Origin of the sequence: Lacibacter luteus (genome assembly GCF_004118265.1) — a bacterium.
In the GTDB taxonomy this organism is placed as follows: domain Bacteria; phylum Bacteroidota; class Bacteroidia; order Chitinophagales; family Chitinophagaceae; genus Lacibacter; species Lacibacter luteus.
Map to the genome: position 1 here is coordinate 1,351,328 of NZ_SDHW01000001.1, position 19,919 is coordinate 1,371,246.

General features: G+C 41.1%; 11 protein-coding genes. 4 read left to right on the top strand and 7 right to left on the bottom strand.

What is annotated here, in order from left to right; genetic code table 11:
• Positions 1-4: 4 nt before the first annotated feature.
• The 4 genes from ESA94_RS05295 to ESA94_RS05310 are packed head-to-tail and all read left to right on the top strand — an operon-like array spanning position 5 to position 6,819.
• On the top strand, positions 5-1,420 hold the full coding sequence (locus tag ESA94_RS05295) for a sugar transferase (RefSeq protein ID WP_129129796.1): 1,416 nt from the start codon (positions 5-7) through the stop codon (positions 1,418-1,420).
• A gap of 12 nt (positions 1,421-1,432) precedes the next feature.
• Positions 1,433-3,007, top strand: coding sequence for a M1 family metallopeptidase (locus ESA94_RS05300; RefSeq protein WP_129129797.1), 1,575 nt, complete (start codon positions 1,433-1,435; stop codon positions 3,005-3,007).
• A gap of 42 nt (positions 3,008-3,049) precedes the next feature.
• Entirely contained in the window at positions 3,050-5,902 is a 2,853-nt protein-coding gene (locus tag ESA94_RS05305) for a M1 family metallopeptidase (protein WP_129129798.1), read from the top strand.
• Positions 5,902-6,819 carry a GNAT family N-acetyltransferase gene (locus ESA94_RS05310; protein ID WP_129129799.1) on the top strand — a complete coding sequence of 306 codons (918 nt, stop codon included), beginning with the start codon at positions 5,902-5,904 and terminating at the stop codon, positions 6,817-6,819. The genes ESA94_RS05305 and ESA94_RS05310 overlap by 1 nt, the downstream gene beginning before the upstream one ends.
• Positions 6,820-6,838: 19 nt before the next feature.
• Here the strand turns inward: ESA94_RS05310 and ESA94_RS05315 are convergent, their stop codons facing one another.
• From ESA94_RS05315 to rpoB, 7 genes are all read right to left on the bottom strand, one after another.
• Positions 6,839-7,615 carry a hypothetical protein gene (locus tag ESA94_RS05315; protein ID WP_129129800.1) on the bottom strand — a complete coding sequence of 259 codons (777 nt, stop codon included), beginning with the start codon at positions 7,613-7,615 and terminating at the stop codon, positions 6,839-6,841.
• A gap of 21 nt (positions 7,616-7,636) precedes the next feature.
• The gene (locus tag ESA94_RS05320; protein WP_129129801.1) at positions 7,637-8,302 is read right to left on the bottom strand and encodes a 2-C-methyl-D-erythritol 4-phosphate cytidylyltransferase; all 666 of its coding nucleotides are present in this window, start codon (positions 8,300-8,302) and stop codon (positions 7,637-7,639) included.
• Positions 8,303-8,348: 46 nt separating this feature from the next.
• Positions 8,349-9,344: a bifunctional heptose 7-phosphate kinase/heptose 1-phosphate adenyltransferase gene (locus ESA94_RS05325; protein ID WP_129129802.1), complete on the bottom strand. Its 996-nt coding sequence runs from the start codon at positions 9,342-9,344 to the stop codon at positions 8,349-8,351.
• Between the two features lies 1 nt (position 9,345).
• Complete coding sequence (locus ESA94_RS05330; protein WP_129129803.1) at positions 9,346-10,779, bottom strand: APC family permease; 1,434 nt, start codon at positions 10,777-10,779, stop codon at positions 9,346-9,348.
• 59 nt (positions 10,780-10,838) lie between these two features.
• Positions 10,839-11,456, bottom strand: a complete 618-nt coding sequence (locus tag ESA94_RS05335) for an OmpH family outer membrane protein (protein ID WP_129129804.1) — start codon at positions 11,454-11,456, stop codon at positions 10,839-10,841.
• Between the two features lie 184 nt (positions 11,457-11,640).
• Positions 11,641-15,927 (bottom strand): DNA-directed RNA polymerase subunit beta', encoded by a 4,287-nt coding sequence (gene rpoC, locus ESA94_RS05340; protein WP_129129805.1) that lies wholly within the window; start codon positions 15,925-15,927, stop codon positions 11,641-11,643.
• A gap of 143 nt (positions 15,928-16,070) precedes the next feature.
• Positions 16,071-19,883 carry a DNA-directed RNA polymerase subunit beta gene (gene rpoB, locus ESA94_RS05345; RefSeq protein ID WP_129129806.1) on the bottom strand — a complete coding sequence of 1,271 codons (3,813 nt, stop codon included), beginning with the start codon at positions 19,881-19,883 and terminating at the stop codon, positions 16,071-16,073.
• Between the last annotated feature and the right edge of the window lie 36 nt (positions 19,884-19,919).

Consider the following 19,919-nt stretch of genomic DNA (forward strand, 5'->3'; position numbering starts at 1 on the left):
CTTCATGAAAGAAAACACCCGTTTACATATAAGTTGGTATGTGGTTGCCGATTGGTTTTCGGCAACTATTGCCTGGGGCATATTTTATTTTTTGCGCCGGGTGTTATTAGGCGAAGCGCCTACTGTTTTTAATCAACCCGTAGACAATTCTTTTTTTATCGGCATTCTGTTTATTCCTGTTTGCTGGATAGTTCTCTATCACCTTTTTGGTGCCTATAAAAATCTTTACAGCAAATCGAGATTGCAGGAATTAACTTCTACTTTTTTCTGTTCGTTGCTTGGTTGTTTAATTTTGTTTTTTGCATTGTTACTCGACGACCGGATTTATACGTATACTTATTACTATAAAGAGTCGGCTTTGCTACTTGCTCTTCATTTCAGCATTACCTGGTTTTTCCGCTGGTTAATTCTTTCCAGCATTAAGCGACAGTTCCTTGCAGGTAAAGTAAAGATCAATACGCTTATTATTGGCGCACAACAAAGTGCTATCAAATTGTATAAAGACATTCGTCAGTCGAACGAAACACAAGGTTTTCATTTCTCAGGTTTCATATACCCTACACAACACACTTCAAACGGGTTAAGTAATTATTTACCATCGCTCGGTACTATTGATTCGTTGGCAACTGTTGTTCGTGAAAAAAATATCGAGCAGGTAATTATTGCTACAGAAGAAAAAGAGCGCCCCGCAATGGAAACGGCGTTGAGTGTTTTAAGTGAGCTGGATGTATCTATAAAACTATTACCCAATACAATCGACATTCTTTCCGGTTCTGTACGCACAAGCAATGTACTTGGTGCAATGCTCATTGATTTGCATACGGGCATGATGAGTGAATGGCAGCAAAACATTAAGCGTCTTATTGATGTTACAGCAGCACTTGTTGCCATTACATTGCTTTTACCCTTGTATATATTCGTTGCCATTCGTGTTAAACTTTCTTCACCGGGACCGGTTTTTTATTCGCAGGAACGGATCGGATTAAAAGGCAAGCCATTCTCTATTCATAAATTCCGTTCGATGTTTATTGATGCAGAAAAGAACGGGCCTGCATTATCGTCGGAAACAGATAAACGTATTACAGCATGGGGAAAAGTAATGCGTAAATGGCGTTTAGATGAATTGCCGCAGCTTTGGAATATTCTTAAAGGCGAAATGAGTTTGGTTGGTCCACGCCCCGAACGAAAATATTATATTGAACAGGTAGTTGCAAAAGCTCCATACTACCGTTACCTGTTGCGTGTTAAACCCGGGCTAACATCGTGGGGAATGGTAAAGTTTGGTTATGCAGAAAATGTGGATGAAATGGTTGAACGCAGTAAGTACGATCTTATTTACATTGAAAATATTTCGCTGGCACTCGATATTAAAATCATGATCCACACCATACGCTTGATCTTTATGGGAAAGGGTCGCTAACAAACCGATAATATGAAAAAGATTGTTTTGCTTTTTGCAGTTTTTGCATCGCTACAGGTAACGGCCCAACAACAATACTGGCAGCAGCAGGTAAACTACAGTATAGATGTAAAGCTGAATGTAAATGATAAATCCATTAAAGCTTTTGAGCAGATTGAATACATCAATCAATCTCCCGATACATTAACCTTTATCTGGTTTCATCTTTGGCCCAATGCGTATAAAAACGAAAAAACAGCTTTGTATGCACAATACAAAGAAGGCGATAAAGAAGGTGCGAAAAAATTTAAACAGTCAGACAAAGGTTATATCGACAGTCTCGATTTTAAAGTAAACAACATTGCTGTAACTGTTGAAGCAGATAAAAAGAACATCGACATTGTAAAGATCATTTTGCCGCAACCATTACTGCCGGGCGGAAAGATCAACATCAGCACACCGTTCTATGTAAAATTTCCTACTTACTTTTCGAGAAGCGGGTTTATTGATGATGCATTTGCAGTTTGCCAATGGTATCCGAAGCCGGCAGTTTACGATCGTAAAGGATGGCACCCGATGCCTTATTTAAACATGGGCGAGTATTACAGTGAGTTTGGCAGCTTTACAGTTAACATCACTGTTCCTTCAAACTATGTAGTTGCATCAACGGGTGCCTTGCAAAATGCAGATGAGCTGCAGGCATTAAAAGCTTCAAGCTCCATCAACAAAACAAAAACAGAAAACTTTACAGCATATACCCCACTATCAAACACTGCTTTTAAAACATTACAATACAAAGCTGAAAACGTACACGACTTTGCATGGTTTACCGATAATGATTTTGTTGTACAGTACGACACACTTGCACTGCCATCGGGAAAAGTAATTGATGCGTTTACATTCTTTTCCAACAAAGCAAACAGCGAGTGGAGCAAAAGTGTAAATCATGTGGAAGATGCTGTAAGGCATTATTCCAACTGGATCGGCGAATACCCTTACCCTGTTGTAAATGCAGTGGAAGGACCGGGCAATGTATCGAGCGGTGGTATGGAGTATCCAATGGTTACACTCATTACAAGTCCCGAAGCCAATACCGAAACTCTGGATGCAGTTATAACACACGAGGTTGGGCATAACTGGTTCTATGGTATACTCGGCAGCAATGAGCGTGAACATGCATGGATGGATGAAGGACTCAACAGCTTTTTCCAGTTTCGTTACGAAGCAGAAAAATACAGAAGCAATTCTATTTTCGGCAGCGCCTTGCCTGCTGAATTAAAACAGCGTGGCCCGTCAGAATTTCTTGCCATCATCTATAATGCCATGAACGAAATTCCCATGAAGGATGCAATTGAAACGCCTTCGGAAGAATTTAAAAATAAAGACGAGTATGGCATTGTCATTTATTTAAAAACAGCCATCTGGGCTTTTCTGCTCGAACAGGAACTTGGTCGTCCTGTATTCGACAAAGCAATACACAGCTATTACGATCAATGGAAGTTTCGTCACCCCTATCCTGAAGATTTTAAACTGGTGTTGGAAAGTGTAAGCAACCGCAGCTTAGATGATCTTTTTCTCCGTTTAAAAGAGAAAGGCAAACTACTGTAGGTCTATCGGAAAGAAGATGTTATTTTTGAGAAAACCCATTGAGTGAAGTATTTATTTGCTTTCCTTTTTCTCACTGTTACATCTGCTTCGTTTGCGCAGCAACAATACTGGCAACAACAGGTAAATTTTTCTATTGATGTAAAACTGAACGATAGCGATCATACGCTGGATGGTTTTGCAAAAATTGAATATATCAACCATTCGCCCGATACTTTACGTTATATCTGGTTTCATGTATGGCCAAATGCGTATCGTACCGACAGAACTGCTTTCAGCGATCAGTTGCTGGAAAATGGCCGCACCGATTTTTATTTTTCCAATGCAAAAGACCGAGGTTACATTAACCGCCTCGACTTTCGTGTAAACAATGTGCTTGCAAAAACAGAAGACCATCCGCAACATATTGATATTATAAAAGTATTGCTGCCACAGCCATTAGCACCGGGCGCATCCATTGTTATTACAACTCCATTTCATGTACAGCTGCCTAAGAATTTTTCACGTGGTGGTCATGTTGGTAAATCGTATCAAATAACACAATGGTACCCCAAACCCGCAGTGTACGATCGTAACGGATGGCACCCGATGCCTTATTTAGACCAGGGAGAATTTTACAGCGAGTTCGGTAATTATGAAGTGAAAGTAACTGTGCCGAAAAGTTATGTTGTATTAAGCACCGGCGAATTGCAGAATAAGGAAGAACTCGAATGGCTGAAACAACGCAACACAATTACTTCTGTAGCTGCTGTACAAAAACCTGCTTTTAAAAAAACAACAGTAAAGAAATCCGTCAACAAAAAAACAACGCCTGCGATTGTGCCGACGCAGGAAGAAACAAAAACATTGGTTTTTAAACAAATCAATGTTCATGATTTTGCATGGTTTGCCGACAGGAAATACATTGTTCATTTCGATACACTGCAATTAAAAAGCGGTCATGTTGTCAACATCTTCACTGCTTTTACAGAAAACAATAAAGCTGTATGGAAGAACAGTATTCAAATGATGAAAGATGCTGTTACTTTCAGAAGCAATGCAATTGGCGAATATCCTTACGCCGTTGTTACTGCGGTTGAAGCACCAATGGGTTTTCCCGGCGGTATGGAATATCCCTGCATTACTTCTATTACGCCCATGTCGTCAGCAGCAGATCTTGAAAGTGTAATTGAACACGAAGTGGGGCACAACTGGTTCCAGGCAATGCTTGCAAGTAATGAGCGACAATATCCCTGGTTCGATGAAGGCATCAACAGTTATTACGACGAACGTTTTGATAAAGAGTTGAGCCGTTACCGCAGCAGCAATCCTGTAAAGAAGAAAAAACTGCTCAACTTTAATCCGGATGAAAATCTATTCCTGCACAGTTTTGAACAATGGCATGTTGACCAACCATTAAACACTCCTGCAGATAGTTTAGGTGAAGCCAATTACGGATTGATAGCTTATGAAAAAGGAGCCGACTTTATGCAGATGCTGGAACAAAAGCTTGGCCGTACTGCATTTGATGCTGCCATGCAAGCCTATTTTCAGCAATGGCAAGGAAAGCATCCTTCTCCTGCAGATTTAAAATATTCACTCGAACAAAGCAGCGGACAAAACTTAGACAATGAGTTTGCATTGTTAAATAAAAAAGGAGCTTTGCAACCTACGCCGAAAAGAAAGCTCAGCATTAAACCTTTTGCAGGCACAAACAATTCCGCAACCAACACACTCATTGTTGCTCCGATAATGGGCATCAATAAATACGATGGGTTTATGATTGGTGGCGCACTAACAAACTATACACTTGAGCCAAGAGCATTCCAGTTTATTGCAGCGCCCATGTATGCAACCAAAAGCAAAGAACTGAATGGTATTGCAAGAGCGAGTTATACGTTCTATCCCAACAAAAAATTTCAACGCATTACAGTTGCAGTAAATGCATTAAAGTTCAATACAGATAATTTTACCGACACAGCCAATCAAACCTATGTAACAGGCTTTCGCAAACTTTCACCATCGCTCAAATTTGTTTTTGCCGAAACCAATCCACGCAGCACAAGAGAACGTTTTATACAATGGAAAACATTTTTTATTTCGGAAGATAATCTTCGTTTTAAGTCGGATACATTCCCCAACGGAAACCGTTATACCATTATCAATAAAGAAACAGGTACACGATATTTAAATCAACTTCGTTTTGTGATACAGGACAGCCGTGCGCTTTATCCTTATCGTGGTGAATTAATGGCAGAACAGGCAAAAGATTTTGTTCGTCTTGCGTTTACCGGGAATTATTATTTTAACTACAATGAGCGTCTTGGTGCAAACATCCGCTTCTTTGCAGGTAAGTTTATTTACCTGGGAGAACGTACTATAAGTAAAGCGTTTGCAACCGATGCATTTCATTTAAACTTATCAGCACCTAAAGGTTCGGAAGATTACACGTACAGTAATTATTTCTTTGGCCGAAGCGAACAGGATGGATTTGCTGCACAGCAGATGATGATGCGTGATGGCGGCTTTAAAGTGCGTACCGATTTTCTTGCCAACAAGATCGGTAAAACAGATAACTGGTTGATGGCTCTAAACTTTTCAACCGATATTCCCGACCAGATCAACATCCTGCGTATTTTGCCATTTACTGTTCCGTTGAAAATCTATGTTGATATGGGCACTTATGCAAATGCATGGCAACCCGATGCAGAAGGAAGCCGTGTATTGTACAATGCAGGTTTGCAGCTATCGTTATTTAAAAACACGATCAACATTTATGCACCCCTGCTTTACAGCAAACCTTATAAAGATTATTTCCTCTCTACCATCCCTGAAAAACGTTTCCTTAAAAACATTGCCTTCACCATCGATATTCAGAATTTAAGTTTAAAAAAGTTTGATCGGCGTTTACCATTTTAATGGAGGGAATCAATTACATACCGTATGCATCCATTAACAAACAAAAATGGAATGACTGTATCGATCGTGCAGTAAATGGTTTGATTTATGGTTACGCTTGGTATCTTGATGCAATGGCTGAGCAATGGGATGCACTTGTGTTGAACGACTATGAAGCTGTAATGCCGATCGCTTCAAATAAGAAGTATGGCATCAGCTATTTGTATCAACCGTATTTCTGTGCATCGCTCGGTATTTTTTCTGTACAACCGTTAACCGGTGCTGTTACAGAAAGTTTTCTGAAAAGTATTCCTTCACGTTTCCGTTACATTGATATTTACCTGAACAAAGACAACCTGTTTCCGGTTAATGATTTCCCATTAACAGAGCGGATGAATTTTGTACTGCCGTTAAATAAGCCGTATAGTGTTCTTGCAGAAAGTTATCGCAGCAACCTGAAGCGCAATATTAAAAAAGCAGAACAAAGCAAGCTGCTGGCTAGTCAAACTGTTGAGCTTGATGCAATACTTGCACTGGCAAAAGAAACCATGCAGCGTGTTTCTGCAATTACCGATGAACAGCTCAATCGTTTTAAAAAAGTTTTCGAAGAAGCAAAGAAATTTCAACAGGCAGAAACAATGGGCATATACACAGCCAATGGCGATCTTTTGGCGTCTGCTGTTTTTTTATACTCACACAACCGCTGGTATTATATTCTTGTAGGCAATCACCCGAATGGAAAAACATTAGGCGCTTCGCATTATCTCATCGACAGATTTATTGCTTTGCATGCAGATACAGATTCCTTGCTCGATTTTGAAGGAAGTGACATTCGTAATCTTGCTTTCTTTTACAGCAGCTATGGCGCAGAGGAAGAACGCTATGCAGCTTTGCGCATGAACAGGTTGCCGAAATTGCTACGCTGGTTGAAAGAATAGATTTGAGAGATCGCTCTGACTAATAATACCAGTATTGAAATTGCTGAGCCTTCTTTAAATAGAACTCGTTAGAAATAATCATTTCAAGTTTTTTCAAACAAAGGAATATCTGTCTACGTCTACTCTCTTCAAACTCAGGATTATTCTTGCTTTGTTGATATATCAACTCTCTTAACGTTGAAAAATAAAGCATCTTCAGTTTATGAATATCACTTTGAGGTGTTGCATACTTTAAAGATTGTTTGTATTGATATACATCATACTCAGCACAGCCAATCAACCTATTGCTCTGATGCCCGAAATATGTACCGCCGGAATTGAGGTATCCAAAAATGTCATTAACATTTTGATATATACTAATTAGATTCTCCCGAACAGCTTCTAACTCCTTTTCTGGATTTCTGTTCTTTAGAAAATACGCATACAGAATATAAAATCGATCCTGTCCTTGTTCACTGCCAAACGTTAAGTGCATGGCATCTCCATCAGAGTTAACAATATCTTTAAAATATCCACTCTGGGCATAGGCTATATCCGGATGAACTGGTATATGAGAATGCAATGAAGGGAAATTATCTACAATGAGATTGAACTCATCTTTTGTATATCGAATCGTATCAAAATGTATTGAAGATATAATTACAGAATCCGATTTCGCATAAAGTCCGGACGTATCAACTTTAGAAGACTTTGTAATGACAATGTTACTTTTCCCAGCTGCAGACTTTTCATCAATATTAGTATTGCAGCCTGAAAGAAAAAAAACAACCAATAAAAATAAACAAAAGCAATGCATGACTTTATAATAAGATTATCCCTACTCTTCTAATATCTTCTCTGCAATAACCAGATCAATCGGGTTGGTTATTTTAATATTCCTTTCTTCGCCTGGCACTAACGTTACTTTCAAACCAAACGCTTCAACCACTGTTGCTTCATCGGTAAACCAGGCTTTGTAATCAATAGCAAAAGCAGGCAATAAAATTTTACTGTGGAAAGTTTGCGGGGTTTGTACCAACCGCAGCTTGCTTCTGTCAACAGGATCGTTTCCGTCTTCTGTAATTATCCGCACACTATCCCGGCATTCAACAGCCGGTACAGCACTGCCTGTTTCCATTGCTGTTTCGTAACAACGTCTAATCAATTCATCGCTTACCAGACAACGTACACCATCATGTACAAAAATGATCGCTTCTTCTTCTACCAGCTTCAATCCGTTTTGTACTGAATGAAAACGTGTTTCACCACCAACCGTTAATTGAATACGTTGTTCATCAAAATAACCATCAATAATTTCTTTACCCAACTCCAGGTGATCTTCGGGTAACACAACAATCACTTTACATTCCGGTAATGCTTTTAAAAACGCATTGATGGTATAATACAGCACCGGTTTATTTTTCAACAAGAGAAACTGTTTCGGAAGTACAGAGCCCATTCGCTTACCGGATCCACCGGCCACAATAACTACATACGTTTGCATAAAGTCAAAGATAAGAGAGAGAAATGATTAGTAAATGATAACAGCTTTAAGCGAGCAATTGTTTACACTCCTGCAAAAGCCGGTCTTTCTTAATAGCAGCGGTGCCTACTTCTTCACAAACAAGTCCGCCGGCAATGTTGGCCATTTCGGCCATCAGATGAACATTGTTGGTTGCAGCATAAACAAGTGATGCAACGGCAATAACCGTATCGCCTGCACCGCTTACATCGGCTATATGACGCAGATGCGAAGGAATGACAGCTGCGTTTTCTTCTTTCTGATAGAATACTCCTTTTTCTGAAAGTGTAATAAACGAAATTGCATGACTGAGCTTTTCCTGCAACTGTGTATGAATGATACGAAGCGTCTCTTCATTCACATTTTCAATCAACAGGTTCAACCCGTCTTTTACTTCTTTCAGGTTTGGTTTAAATACATCAACAGCTTTGTACGCAAAAAAGTTTTTACGCTTGGGATCCACTGTTGTTATAATACCGTTGTGCCTGCACAAATCAATTGCTTTCTGAATAACTGTTTCAGTAAGCACCCCTTTATTGTAATCTTCGAAGATGATGACATCAGGTTTTTCCTGCGCAATAAACATTTGTATGGCGAGGATCATCCGTTGTTCATCTTCGTAACCAAGATCGTTGGTAATTTCATTGTCCAAACGCATCATTTGCTGGTTACGGCTGATGATGCGTGTTTTACTGGTAGTAATGCGTTTAGCACTTGCAAGTAAAAAATCTGTTTTGATATGCTGCTGCTGCAATAACTGCTGCAATTGTTTGCCATCCTCATCTGTACCAATTACACTCAGCATTGAAACATTTGCACCAAGCGATGCAAGATTCAACGCCACGTTTGCTGCACCACCAATACGGTACTCTTTTTTATCGAGCGATACAATGGGAACAGGAGCTTCGGGTGAAATACGATCTACATGTCCCCACATATAGGTATCCAGCATTACATCGCCAATAACACCTGCTTTTAATTGTGTGAATTGCTGAAATAACTGATCGAAATTTACCCCGCTCATACTAAACCGTCTTCTTTTGATTTGCGACTGCAATATAATAAACAGGAATACCCAATACTACAATTCCTAAACCTATTCCTGCATAAACAGGCTTCATGATAATGAGGAAGAAACAAAACGTTAATCCTAAAATAATATAAATGATGGGAAGAACAGGATATGCAAATGCTTTATACGGACGTTCAATATCCGGGCGTTTGGCACGCAATACAAATATGCCGATGATGGTAAGCACATAAAACAATACTACCACAAAAGAGATCATATCGAGCAGATCGCCATACTGCCCGCTTAAACAAAGTAAAGAGGCCCACACGCATTGTGCCCACAATGCCCATTGCGGTACTGCATTTTCATTTAATGTACCGGCTTGTTTAAAAAACAATCCATCCTGTGCCATGGTATAATACACACGTGCTCCTGATAACACAAGCCCGTTGATACAACCGAATGTTGAGATCATGATCATTACAGCAATTACATACATACCGATGCTGCCGAATATTTCATTAGCAGCTGCTACCGCTACACGATCCTGTTTTGCAAACGCAATACTTTGTTCGCCCCCATTCAACGGCAGTACGCTGATGTACATAATGTTTGCTGCAATGTAAATGATGGTAACGATCAATGTGCCGAGAAAAAGACTTAAGCCGATATTACGTTTTGGGTTTTTAATTTCACCTGCAATAAACGTTACGTTGTTCCATGCATCGCTGCTGAAGATAGAACCTGTCATGGATGCTGCAATAGCACCAAGTACCGCACTACCTGCAATACCGGCAATCATACCACCTTCCTGTATCTTACTCATCTGCCAGGCGTTTTCCCAATTGGCATTCCATACATCTGCTTTAGCAGCTAATAATAAGCCAAACACAATCAAGCCAAACAGCGAAACAAGTTTGGTAATAGTAAAAATGGTTTGAATGATCTTGCCGCCCTGTATACCTCTTGTGTTGATGTATGTAAGCAATGCAATAACAGCAATGGATACAAGTTGTGCAGGATAGAGTTTGAATATGCCTAACTGAAAAAGAATATTCTCATCCTTTATGTCAAGTGCAGGAATGAAATATCCGGTAAATTTTGAGAAGGCTACACCTACTGCTGCAATAGTTGCAGTTTGAATAACGGTAAAGAAACTCCAGCCATAAAGAAAACCTGCAAGTTTATTAAAAGCTTCTTTCAAATAAACATACTGACCGCCTGCTTTAGGAAACATAGCACTCAGCTCACCATAACTCAATGCTGCAGTTAAGGTCATAAAGCCGGTAATCAACCAAACAAATAAAAGCCATCCGGCACTGCCTACGTTACGTGTAATATCGGCGCTTACAATAAAAATACCGGAGCCGATCATTGAACCTGCCACGATCATTGTGGCATCGAGTAAACTTAAGGTTGGTTTAAATTCCTGTTGTGTTGCAGACATAGCAGAGGTTTCGTTTCAAAAAAATATGAAACGGAAGATAAGGATTAATTTGTAACTGCTTATTGCTTCTTGCTGAGCTTGTAGGCGTCGTTTAAGCCCTTTACAACTTCTGTTGTAATGTTAAACGCTGTGTCTTTATAATACAGTGTAGGATTACCTTCCTGTGTAGAGAAAATAAAATTATACTTACCTGCTTTGTTATAATCCTTTAGGTATTCGTTGATCTTCTTTTGAATTTCTTCAATCGCTCTCGACTGATTTTCGAGGTGTTGTCCTTGCATTGATTGTTGACGCTGACCTATTTGCTGATAACGTGTTTGATATTCCTGTTGAAAACGTTCAGCTTCAACCTGTGTAATAGCCTGGCCCTTTTTCAAAAACTCAACACGGTCACGTTCGAGCTTATTTAAGTCGCCTTGTATCTGGTTATCGTAACGGTTCTTCTCACGTTCCAGTTCTTCATTCTTCAACTTAAAGAATTCGTAATACTTCTGCACAGTATCCAGATCGATGTATGCTACTTTAATATGCTGGGGAAGTTCGGCTCCTGCACTGTCTTTTACAACAGTACTTGCTTTTGGTTCAGTTGCTTTTTTACCGGCACTGAAATGCAACACATACAATACAGCTACTGCCGCTAATAACACCCACAATAAAATACTTTGTAAACTTTTCATAACTAGGTGGGCAAAGTAAAGGATTTCGGTTGAGTGTAAAAAAACGAAGTTGTTTTTAAGAAAGCGTTAACAAGATGAAGCTATAAGGCACAATATTCAAATTTTCTTTCCGTACTTATCAACATACATCAAAAAAAAAGTCCTCCGTTACCGGAGGACTTTCGTTTTATCATTCAGCTATTGCTTACTCTTCTTCGTCGAAACTCATGGCTTCTTTGGTAGTGAGGAGTAATTCATACTCTTCTTTGCTACCAACGATCATGTTTTCAAATTCACGCAAACCTGTACCTGCAGGGATCGGGTGACCTGTGATTACGTTCTCTTTCAAGCCTAATAAATCATCGGTCTTACCTTCAATTGCAGCTGTGCTCAACACCTTCGTAGTTTCCTGGAACGATGCAGCAGAGATCCAGCTTTGTACACCCAATGATGCTTTGGTAATACCAAGCAATACCGGTTGTGCTGTTGCAGGATGTGCATCTCTAACTTCTACCAATGTTTTATCTGCACGGCGGAGGATACTGTTCTCTTCACGGAGTTCACGCAATGTAACGATCTGTCCGGGACGGAACTTATGACTGTCGCCAGGTTCTGTAACAACTTTCTTATCGAAGATGCGATCGTTCTCTTCGTTGAATTCGAAACGATCAACCAGGTCTTCTTCAAGGAACTTCGTGTCACCAGCATCAATGATCTCAACCTTCTTCATCATCTGACGAACGATGGTTTCAATATGCTTGTCGTTGATCTTCACACCCTGTAAACGATAAACCTCCTGGATCTCATTCACTACGTACTCTTGTACTGCGAATGGACCTTTGATTGTGAGGATATCACCAGGAGCGATCTGACCATCACTCAACGGAGCACCTGCTTTAATGAAGTCACCTTCCTGAGCAAGGATCTGACGAGTAAGTGGAACAAGATATTTCTTAGTTACATCATCTTTACTTGTTACGATGATCTCACGGTTACCACGTTTGATGTTACCGAACGCAACCACACCATCAATTTCAGAAACGATAGCAGGGTTACCCGGGTTACGTGCTTCAAACAATTCAGTTACACGTGGAAGACCACCGGTGATATCACGGAGCTTACCAAGTACACGTGGGATTTTCACCAACACCTGACCGGCAACTACTTCTTCACCTTCTTCGATCACAATGTGTGAACCTACAGGCAAGTTGTACGATTTGATCTCTTTGCCTTCAACAAGCAATGCAGGGATCTTCGTTTTATCTTTTGTTTCGATAACCACTTTCTCACGGTGACCTGTTTGTTCATCCGCTTCTTCACGGAATGTGATACCGTCGATAATGTTTTCGAATTTGATTGTACCGGCGATCTCAGCAATTACAACGTTGTTGAACGGATCCCATGTACAGATCGGTTCGCCTTTCTTGATTTGCTGACCATCTTTTACTGTAAGTGTAGCACCGTAAGGAATGTTGTTTGTGATTAGGAGACGATCATTCTTCACATCCATAATACGCACCTCACCTGTACGACCGATTACCATCTGTACTTTCTCACCTTCGTTGTTGGTAGCAGTTACAGTACGTAAACCATCGAACTGGATTGTACCATCAAACTTAGCAGGCAATGAAGATTCTACTGATGCAGAACCCGCAACACCACCCACGTGGAAGGTACGGAGCGTAAGCTGTGTACCAGGCTCACCAATTGACTGTGCAGCGATGATACCTACCGCATCACCTTTCTGTGCAGTTGCACCGGTTGCAAGGTTACGGCCATAACATCTTACACACACACCACGTTTGCTTTCGCAAGTCAATACAGAACGGATCTCAACTGTTTCAATACCTGCTTCTTCGATCTTTCTTGCAATAGCTGCAGAAATCTGTTCGCCGGCACCAACAATGAGTTGTTCAGATTGCGGATCGTACACATCGTGTAATGATGTACGTCCTTCAATACGATCACTCAATGGTTCAATAATATCTTCGTTATCTTTTAATGCACTTGTAGCAATACCACGCAGTGTTCCGCAATCCTCATCGTTAATAACAACGTCTTGCGCAACGTCTACGAGACGACGGGTTAAGTAACCGGCATCGGCTGTTTTCAAGGCAGTATCGGCAAGACCTTTACGAGCACCGTGCGTAGAGATAAAGTAATCCAATACGCTCAAGCCATCTTTAAAGTTGCTCAATACAGGATTTTCGATGATCTCGCTTCCTGTAGAACCACTCTTACGAGGTTTCGCCATCAGACCACGGATACCAGCCAACTGTTTTACCTGTTGCTTACTACCACGGGCACCTGAGTCAAGCATCATATACACAGAGTTGAAACCTTGCTTATCAGAAGCCATTTCACGGATCAACGTTTCAGTTACACGTGTATCCACACGGCTCCAGATATCGATGATCTGGTTGTAACGTTCGTTGTTGGTGATAAGACCCATGTTATAGCTGTCCCAAACTTCATCAACTTCACCTTGTGCATTTTCAACCAGTTCCGCTTTAATTTCAGGAATGATCAAATCGTTAATGTTGAACGACAGACCACCTTGGAACGCTGTACGGAAACCGAGTGTTTTAATATCATCAAGGAACTTCGCAGTTTTTGGAACGTTGGTGATCTCGATGATGTCGCCAATGATTTCACGAAGGTTTTTCTTCGTTAATAAAGCGTTTACGAAACCAACTTCTTTTGGTACAAACTGGTTAAAAATTACACGACCTACAGTTGTTTCAAGGAGTTTGAATTCCAATTCGCCATTTTCATTACGAACATTGGTCTTCACTTTAATCCATGCATGAAGATCAACCTGCTTTTCGTTGTAAGCAATGATCACTTCTTCTGCAGAATAGAAAGCTTTACCCTGACCTTTTACAATTTCTGTATCAGTTGTTTTCTTTCCTTTTGAAATGTAGTACAGACCGAGTACCATGTCCTGTGAAGGAAGTGTGATCGGCTGACCGTTCTGCGGGTTAAGGATGTTGTGTGAAGCAAGCATCAACAATTGAGCTTCCAATACAGCAGCATTGCTTAACGGAACGTGTACCGCCATCTGATCACCATCGAAATCGGCGTTGAACGCAGAACACACGAGCGGGTGCAATTGAATGGCTTTACCTTCAATCAATTTAGGTTGGAAGGCCTGGATCGACAAACGGTGAAGCGTGGGGGCACGGTTCAACATGATCGGGTGACCTTTCAAGATATTTTCAAGGATATCCCAAACTACAGCTTCCTTCTTGTCTACCAGTTTACGTGCAGACTTCACTGTTTTTACGATACCTCTTTCAATCAGTTTGCGGATGATGAATGGTTTAAACAATTCAGCAGCCATATCTTTTGGAAGACCGCACTCGTGCAGTTTCATTTCAGGACCTACAACGATAACCGAACGACCAGAATAGTCAACACGTTTACCAAGCAAGTTCTGACGGAAACGACCTTGTTTACCTTTAAGTACATCACTCAACGATTTCAATGCACGACCACCTTCAGCTTTCACCGCATTTGATTTACGGCTGTTGTCGAACAATGAATCGATTGCTTCCTGTAACATACGTTTTTCGTTACGAAGGATTACTTCAGGAGCTTTAATTTCCAAAAGACGCTTCAAACGATTGTTACGGATAATTACACGACGGTAAAGATCATTCAGATCAGATGATGCAAAACGACCACCATCCAAAGGAACGAGGGGACGCAGTTCCGGTGGAATAACAGGAATGTATTGCATTACCATCCATTCAGGACGGTTGGTGATACGTTGATTTGCATCACGGAAAGCTTCTACAACGCTCAAACGTTTCAATGCGTCTGCACGACGTTGTTGTGAAGTTTCAGTTGCAGCTGCATTACGCAGATCGTAGCTCAACTGATCGAGATCGATACGTTGTAACAGATCGTGTACAGCTTCAGCACCCATCTTCGCAATGAATTTCTGAGGATCTTCATCAGGCAGGTACTGGTTATCTTTTGGCAATGTGTCTAACAAATCGAGGTATTCCTCTTCTGTCAACAGATCACCTGTGTTGAGATTTTCTTTAACACCGGCTTGAATTACCACATAGCGTTCGTAGTAAACGATGGTCTCTAATTTTTTAGAGCTTACACCAAGTAAGTAACCGATCTTGTTTGGTAATGATTTGAAGTACCAGATGTGTACAACAGGTACCACCAGTTTAATGTGGCCCATACGTTCACGACGTACTTTCTTTTCTGTTACTTCCACACCGCAACGATCGCACACAATACCCTTGTAACGGATACGCTTGTACTTACCACAAGCACATTCAAAATCTTTTACCGGTCCGAAAATACGTTCGCAGAACAAACCATCACGCTCAGGTTTGTACGTACGATAGTTGATTGTTTCGGGCTTTAATACTTCACCAAAACTGCGTTCCAGGATTGTATCCGGAGATGCAAGTCCGATGGTGATTTTAGAAAACGTTGGCCTCTGACGATTATCTTTTCTGAATGCCATATCTATTTCTTGTTTGTAGTTTTTTGTTTTTTGTTACCAGCGACAGGAAGAAATTTCAGTTTCTGTTGTGTCACTCACTTCATCGTTCTGAACCTGGAGGAGCAAGAGTCAATTCACAATTGACCATTCACTACTCACCTTACTTATTCTTCAAACTTAAGGTCTAAGCCCAAGCCTCTTAATTCATGAACCAATACATTGAATGATTCAGGAACACCTGGTCTTGGAACGTTATCACCTTTAACGATGGCCTCATAGGTTTTTGCACGACCCATGATGTCATCCGATTTGATTGTAAGTAATTCCTGAAGGATGTTAGAAGCACCATAAGCTTCCAATGCCCACACCTCCATTTCACCAAAACGCTGACCACCAAACTGTGCCTTACCACCCAACGGTTGTTGTGTAATTAAGCTGTATGGTCCGATAGAACGGGCGTGCATCTTATCATCCACCATGTGGTGCAGTTTGATCATGTAAATGATACCAACTGTTGCTTTTTGGTGGAAGCGCTCACCTGTTTCACCATCGTAAAGGAATGTATGACCGAAGGTTGGTAAACCAGCTTCTGAAATGTGTCCTGCAATTTCTTCAACAGTAGCACCATCGAAGATCGGAGTAGCGAACTTCACGCCTAATTTTTCACCAGCCCAGCCAAGTACAGTTTCGTAGATCTGTCCAAGGTTCATACGGCTCGGTACACCAAGCGGGTTCAATACAATGTCAACAGGAGTACCATCTTCGAGGAACGGCATATCTTCCTGGCGAACGATTTTGGCAACGATACCTTTGTTACCGTGACGACCCGCCATCTTATCACCCACTTTCAGTTTACGCTTAACAGCTAAGTAAACTTTAGCAAGTTTCAATACACCGGCTGGTAATTCATCACCAATAGAGATGTTGAATTTCTCACGCTTGTAACGGCCAAGTTCTTCGTTATACTTGATGTTGTAGTTATGTAACAACTGGTTGATCCATTCGTCAGTTACAGCATCACCTGTCCAACCTAAAGGATTAACGTTTGCATAATCAATACCTGCAAGGTTCTTCTGGTTAAACTTAGCGCCTTTACCGATCAATGATTCGCCGAAGTTGTTATTAACACCTGCAGATGTTTTGGTTTGCAGGAGCGATAACAATTTGCTCAGCAATACATCCAGTAAATCGGTTGTATTCTTTTCGTGGATCTTTTCAACTTTCTCCAGCAATGCTTTTTCACGGATCTTACCATTCTTATCTTTCTTAGCACGTTGGAAGAGTTTCTTATCAATTACCACACCTTCAGTACCACTTGGAGCTTTCAGTGACGCATCTTTTGCATCACCTGCTTTATCACCAAAGATGGCACGCAACAGTTTCTCTTCAGGAGTAGGATCGCTTTCACCTTTTGGTGTAATCTTACCAATAAGGATATCTCCTTCTTTGATAGCTGCACCAATACGAATGATACCGTTTTGATCGAGATCTTTTGTTGCTTCTTCACTTACGTTTGGAATATCCGGTGTTAATTCTTCTTCACCCAGTTTGGTATCACGCACTTCCAGTTCGTATTCTTCAACGTGTACAGAAGTAAAGAGATCTTCTTTTACTACTTTTTCGTTGATAACGATCGCATCCTCGAAGTTGTAACCTTTCCAAGGCATGAACGCCACTTTCAGGTTACGGCCCAATGCCAATTCACCATCTTTCACCGCATAACCTTCAGTAAGGAAGTCGCCTTCTTTTACTGCCTGGCCTTTCTTAACGCAAGGTTTCAGGTTAATACAAGTGCTTTGGTTTGTTTTGATGAACTTAGTAAGCTTGTACACTTTCAGATCGTCTTCAAAGCTTACCAAACGTTGTTCTTCACTTCTTTCGTAGCGAACGTGAATTTCAATTGCATCAACATATTCAACCACACCTTTGCCTTCTGCATTCAATTGAATACGGCTGTCACGTGCTGCCATTGCTTCCAAACCAGTACCAACGATTGGGGCTTGCGGACGTACAAGCGGAACTGCCTGACGTTGCATGTTCGATCCCATCAAGGCACGGTTGGCATCATCATGTTCAAGGAACGGAATCAGCGACGCACTCAAACCAACGATCTGGTTAGGCGCAACGTCCATGTATTCCACCTCTGCTCTTTCGAGGATCGGGAAGTCGCCACTTTCACGTGAGCGAACTTTATCTTCAATGATGTTTCCTTTATCGTCGATATCGATGTTTACCTGTGCAATCTTCGCTGTATCTTCTTCTTCTGCACTCAGGTAAGTAAGATTCTTCACATCTGCTTTACCGTTTTCTACCTTACGATAAGGCGTTTCAATAAAGCCCATATCGTTTACAGTAGCGTGTACGCAAAGTGTAGAAATCAAACCGATGTTCGGACCTTCCGGAGTTTCAATAGTACACAAACGACCGTAGTGGCTATAGTGTACGTCACGCACCTCGAAACCTGCTCTTTCACGACTCAAACCACCGGGCCCGAGCGCTGAGATACGACGCTTGTGTGTGATCTCAGAAAGCGGGTTTGTTTGATCAAGGAACTGTGATAACTGTGATGTACCAAAGAATGAGTTGATCACAGAAGACAATGTTCTTGCATTGATCAGATCAACCGGAGTAAATACCTCGTTGTCACGTACGTTCATACGCTCACGGATGGTACGAGCCATACGTGCAAGACCTACACCGAACTGAGCATATAACTGCTCACCCACTGTACGTACACGACGGTTGCTCAGGTGATCGATATCATCGATCTCTGCTTTCGCATTCGTCAATTTCACCAGGTATTTGATGATAGAGATGATATCATCTTTCGTTAATACCTTCTTCTCGATAGGGAAGTTCAGATTCAGTTTACGGTTGATCTTGTAACGACCAACTTCACCGAGATCGTAACGCTTATCGCTGAAGAACAATTTATCGATGATACCACGTGCAGTTTCGTTATCAGGAGCATCAGCACCACGCAATTGGCGATAGATATGCTGTACCGCTTCCAACTCACTGTTCGAAGTATCTTTATTCAATGTGTTGTAGATGATCGCAAAATCACCACTCACTTCTTCTTTCTGTACGAATACGCTTTTCACTTCCATTTCACTGATCATTTCGATCGCTTCAGCGTCAAGAATTGAATCACGCTCTAATACCACTTCGTTACGTTCGATGCTCACAACTTCACCAGTATCTTCATCAACGAAGTCTTCAACCCAGCTACGGAGTACACGTGCAGCTAAACGCTTGCCTTCGTATTGCTCCAGTGCTTTTTTATCTGCTTTTACTTCATCAGCCATACCAAACAGTTCAAGGATATCCTTATCTGTTTCGAAGCCAATAGAACGTAAGAGTGTTGTTACAGGGAATTTTTTCTTACGGTCGATGTAAGCATACATCACATTGTTGATGTCTGTTGCAAACTCCATCCACGCACCTTTAAACGGAATTACACGAGCCGAGTAGATCTTGGTTCCGTTGGGGTGAATAGATTGACCGAAGAATACACCAGGTGAACGGTGTAACTGAGATACCACTACACGCTCAGCACCGTTGATAACGAACGTACCACGGGGAGTCATGTAAGGGATGTTTCCAAGAAACACATCCTGAACGATGGTCTGGAAATCCACGTGTTCCTCATCATTACAGCTCAAACGGAGTTTGGCCTTGAGGGGAACCGCATATGTTAATCCACGCTCCATACATTCCTCAATGGAATAACGGGGAGGATCAATGAAATAATCTAAGAATTCGAGAACGAAAATATTACGAGTATCAGTGATCGGAAAGTTTTCCTTGAATACACGGAACAACCCTTCAATGTTACGTTTGTCGGGTGTAGTTTCTAATTGAAAATACTCCTTGAAAGATTGAATCTGAATGCCGAGCAGGTCGGGAATTTCTGCAAGGTGCTTAACTTTTCCGAAATTGATTCTCTTGTTTGCTGCAACTCTTGATGAAGACATATGTTCTTACCGGTTTTTAAGTTTGTGCACACGAAT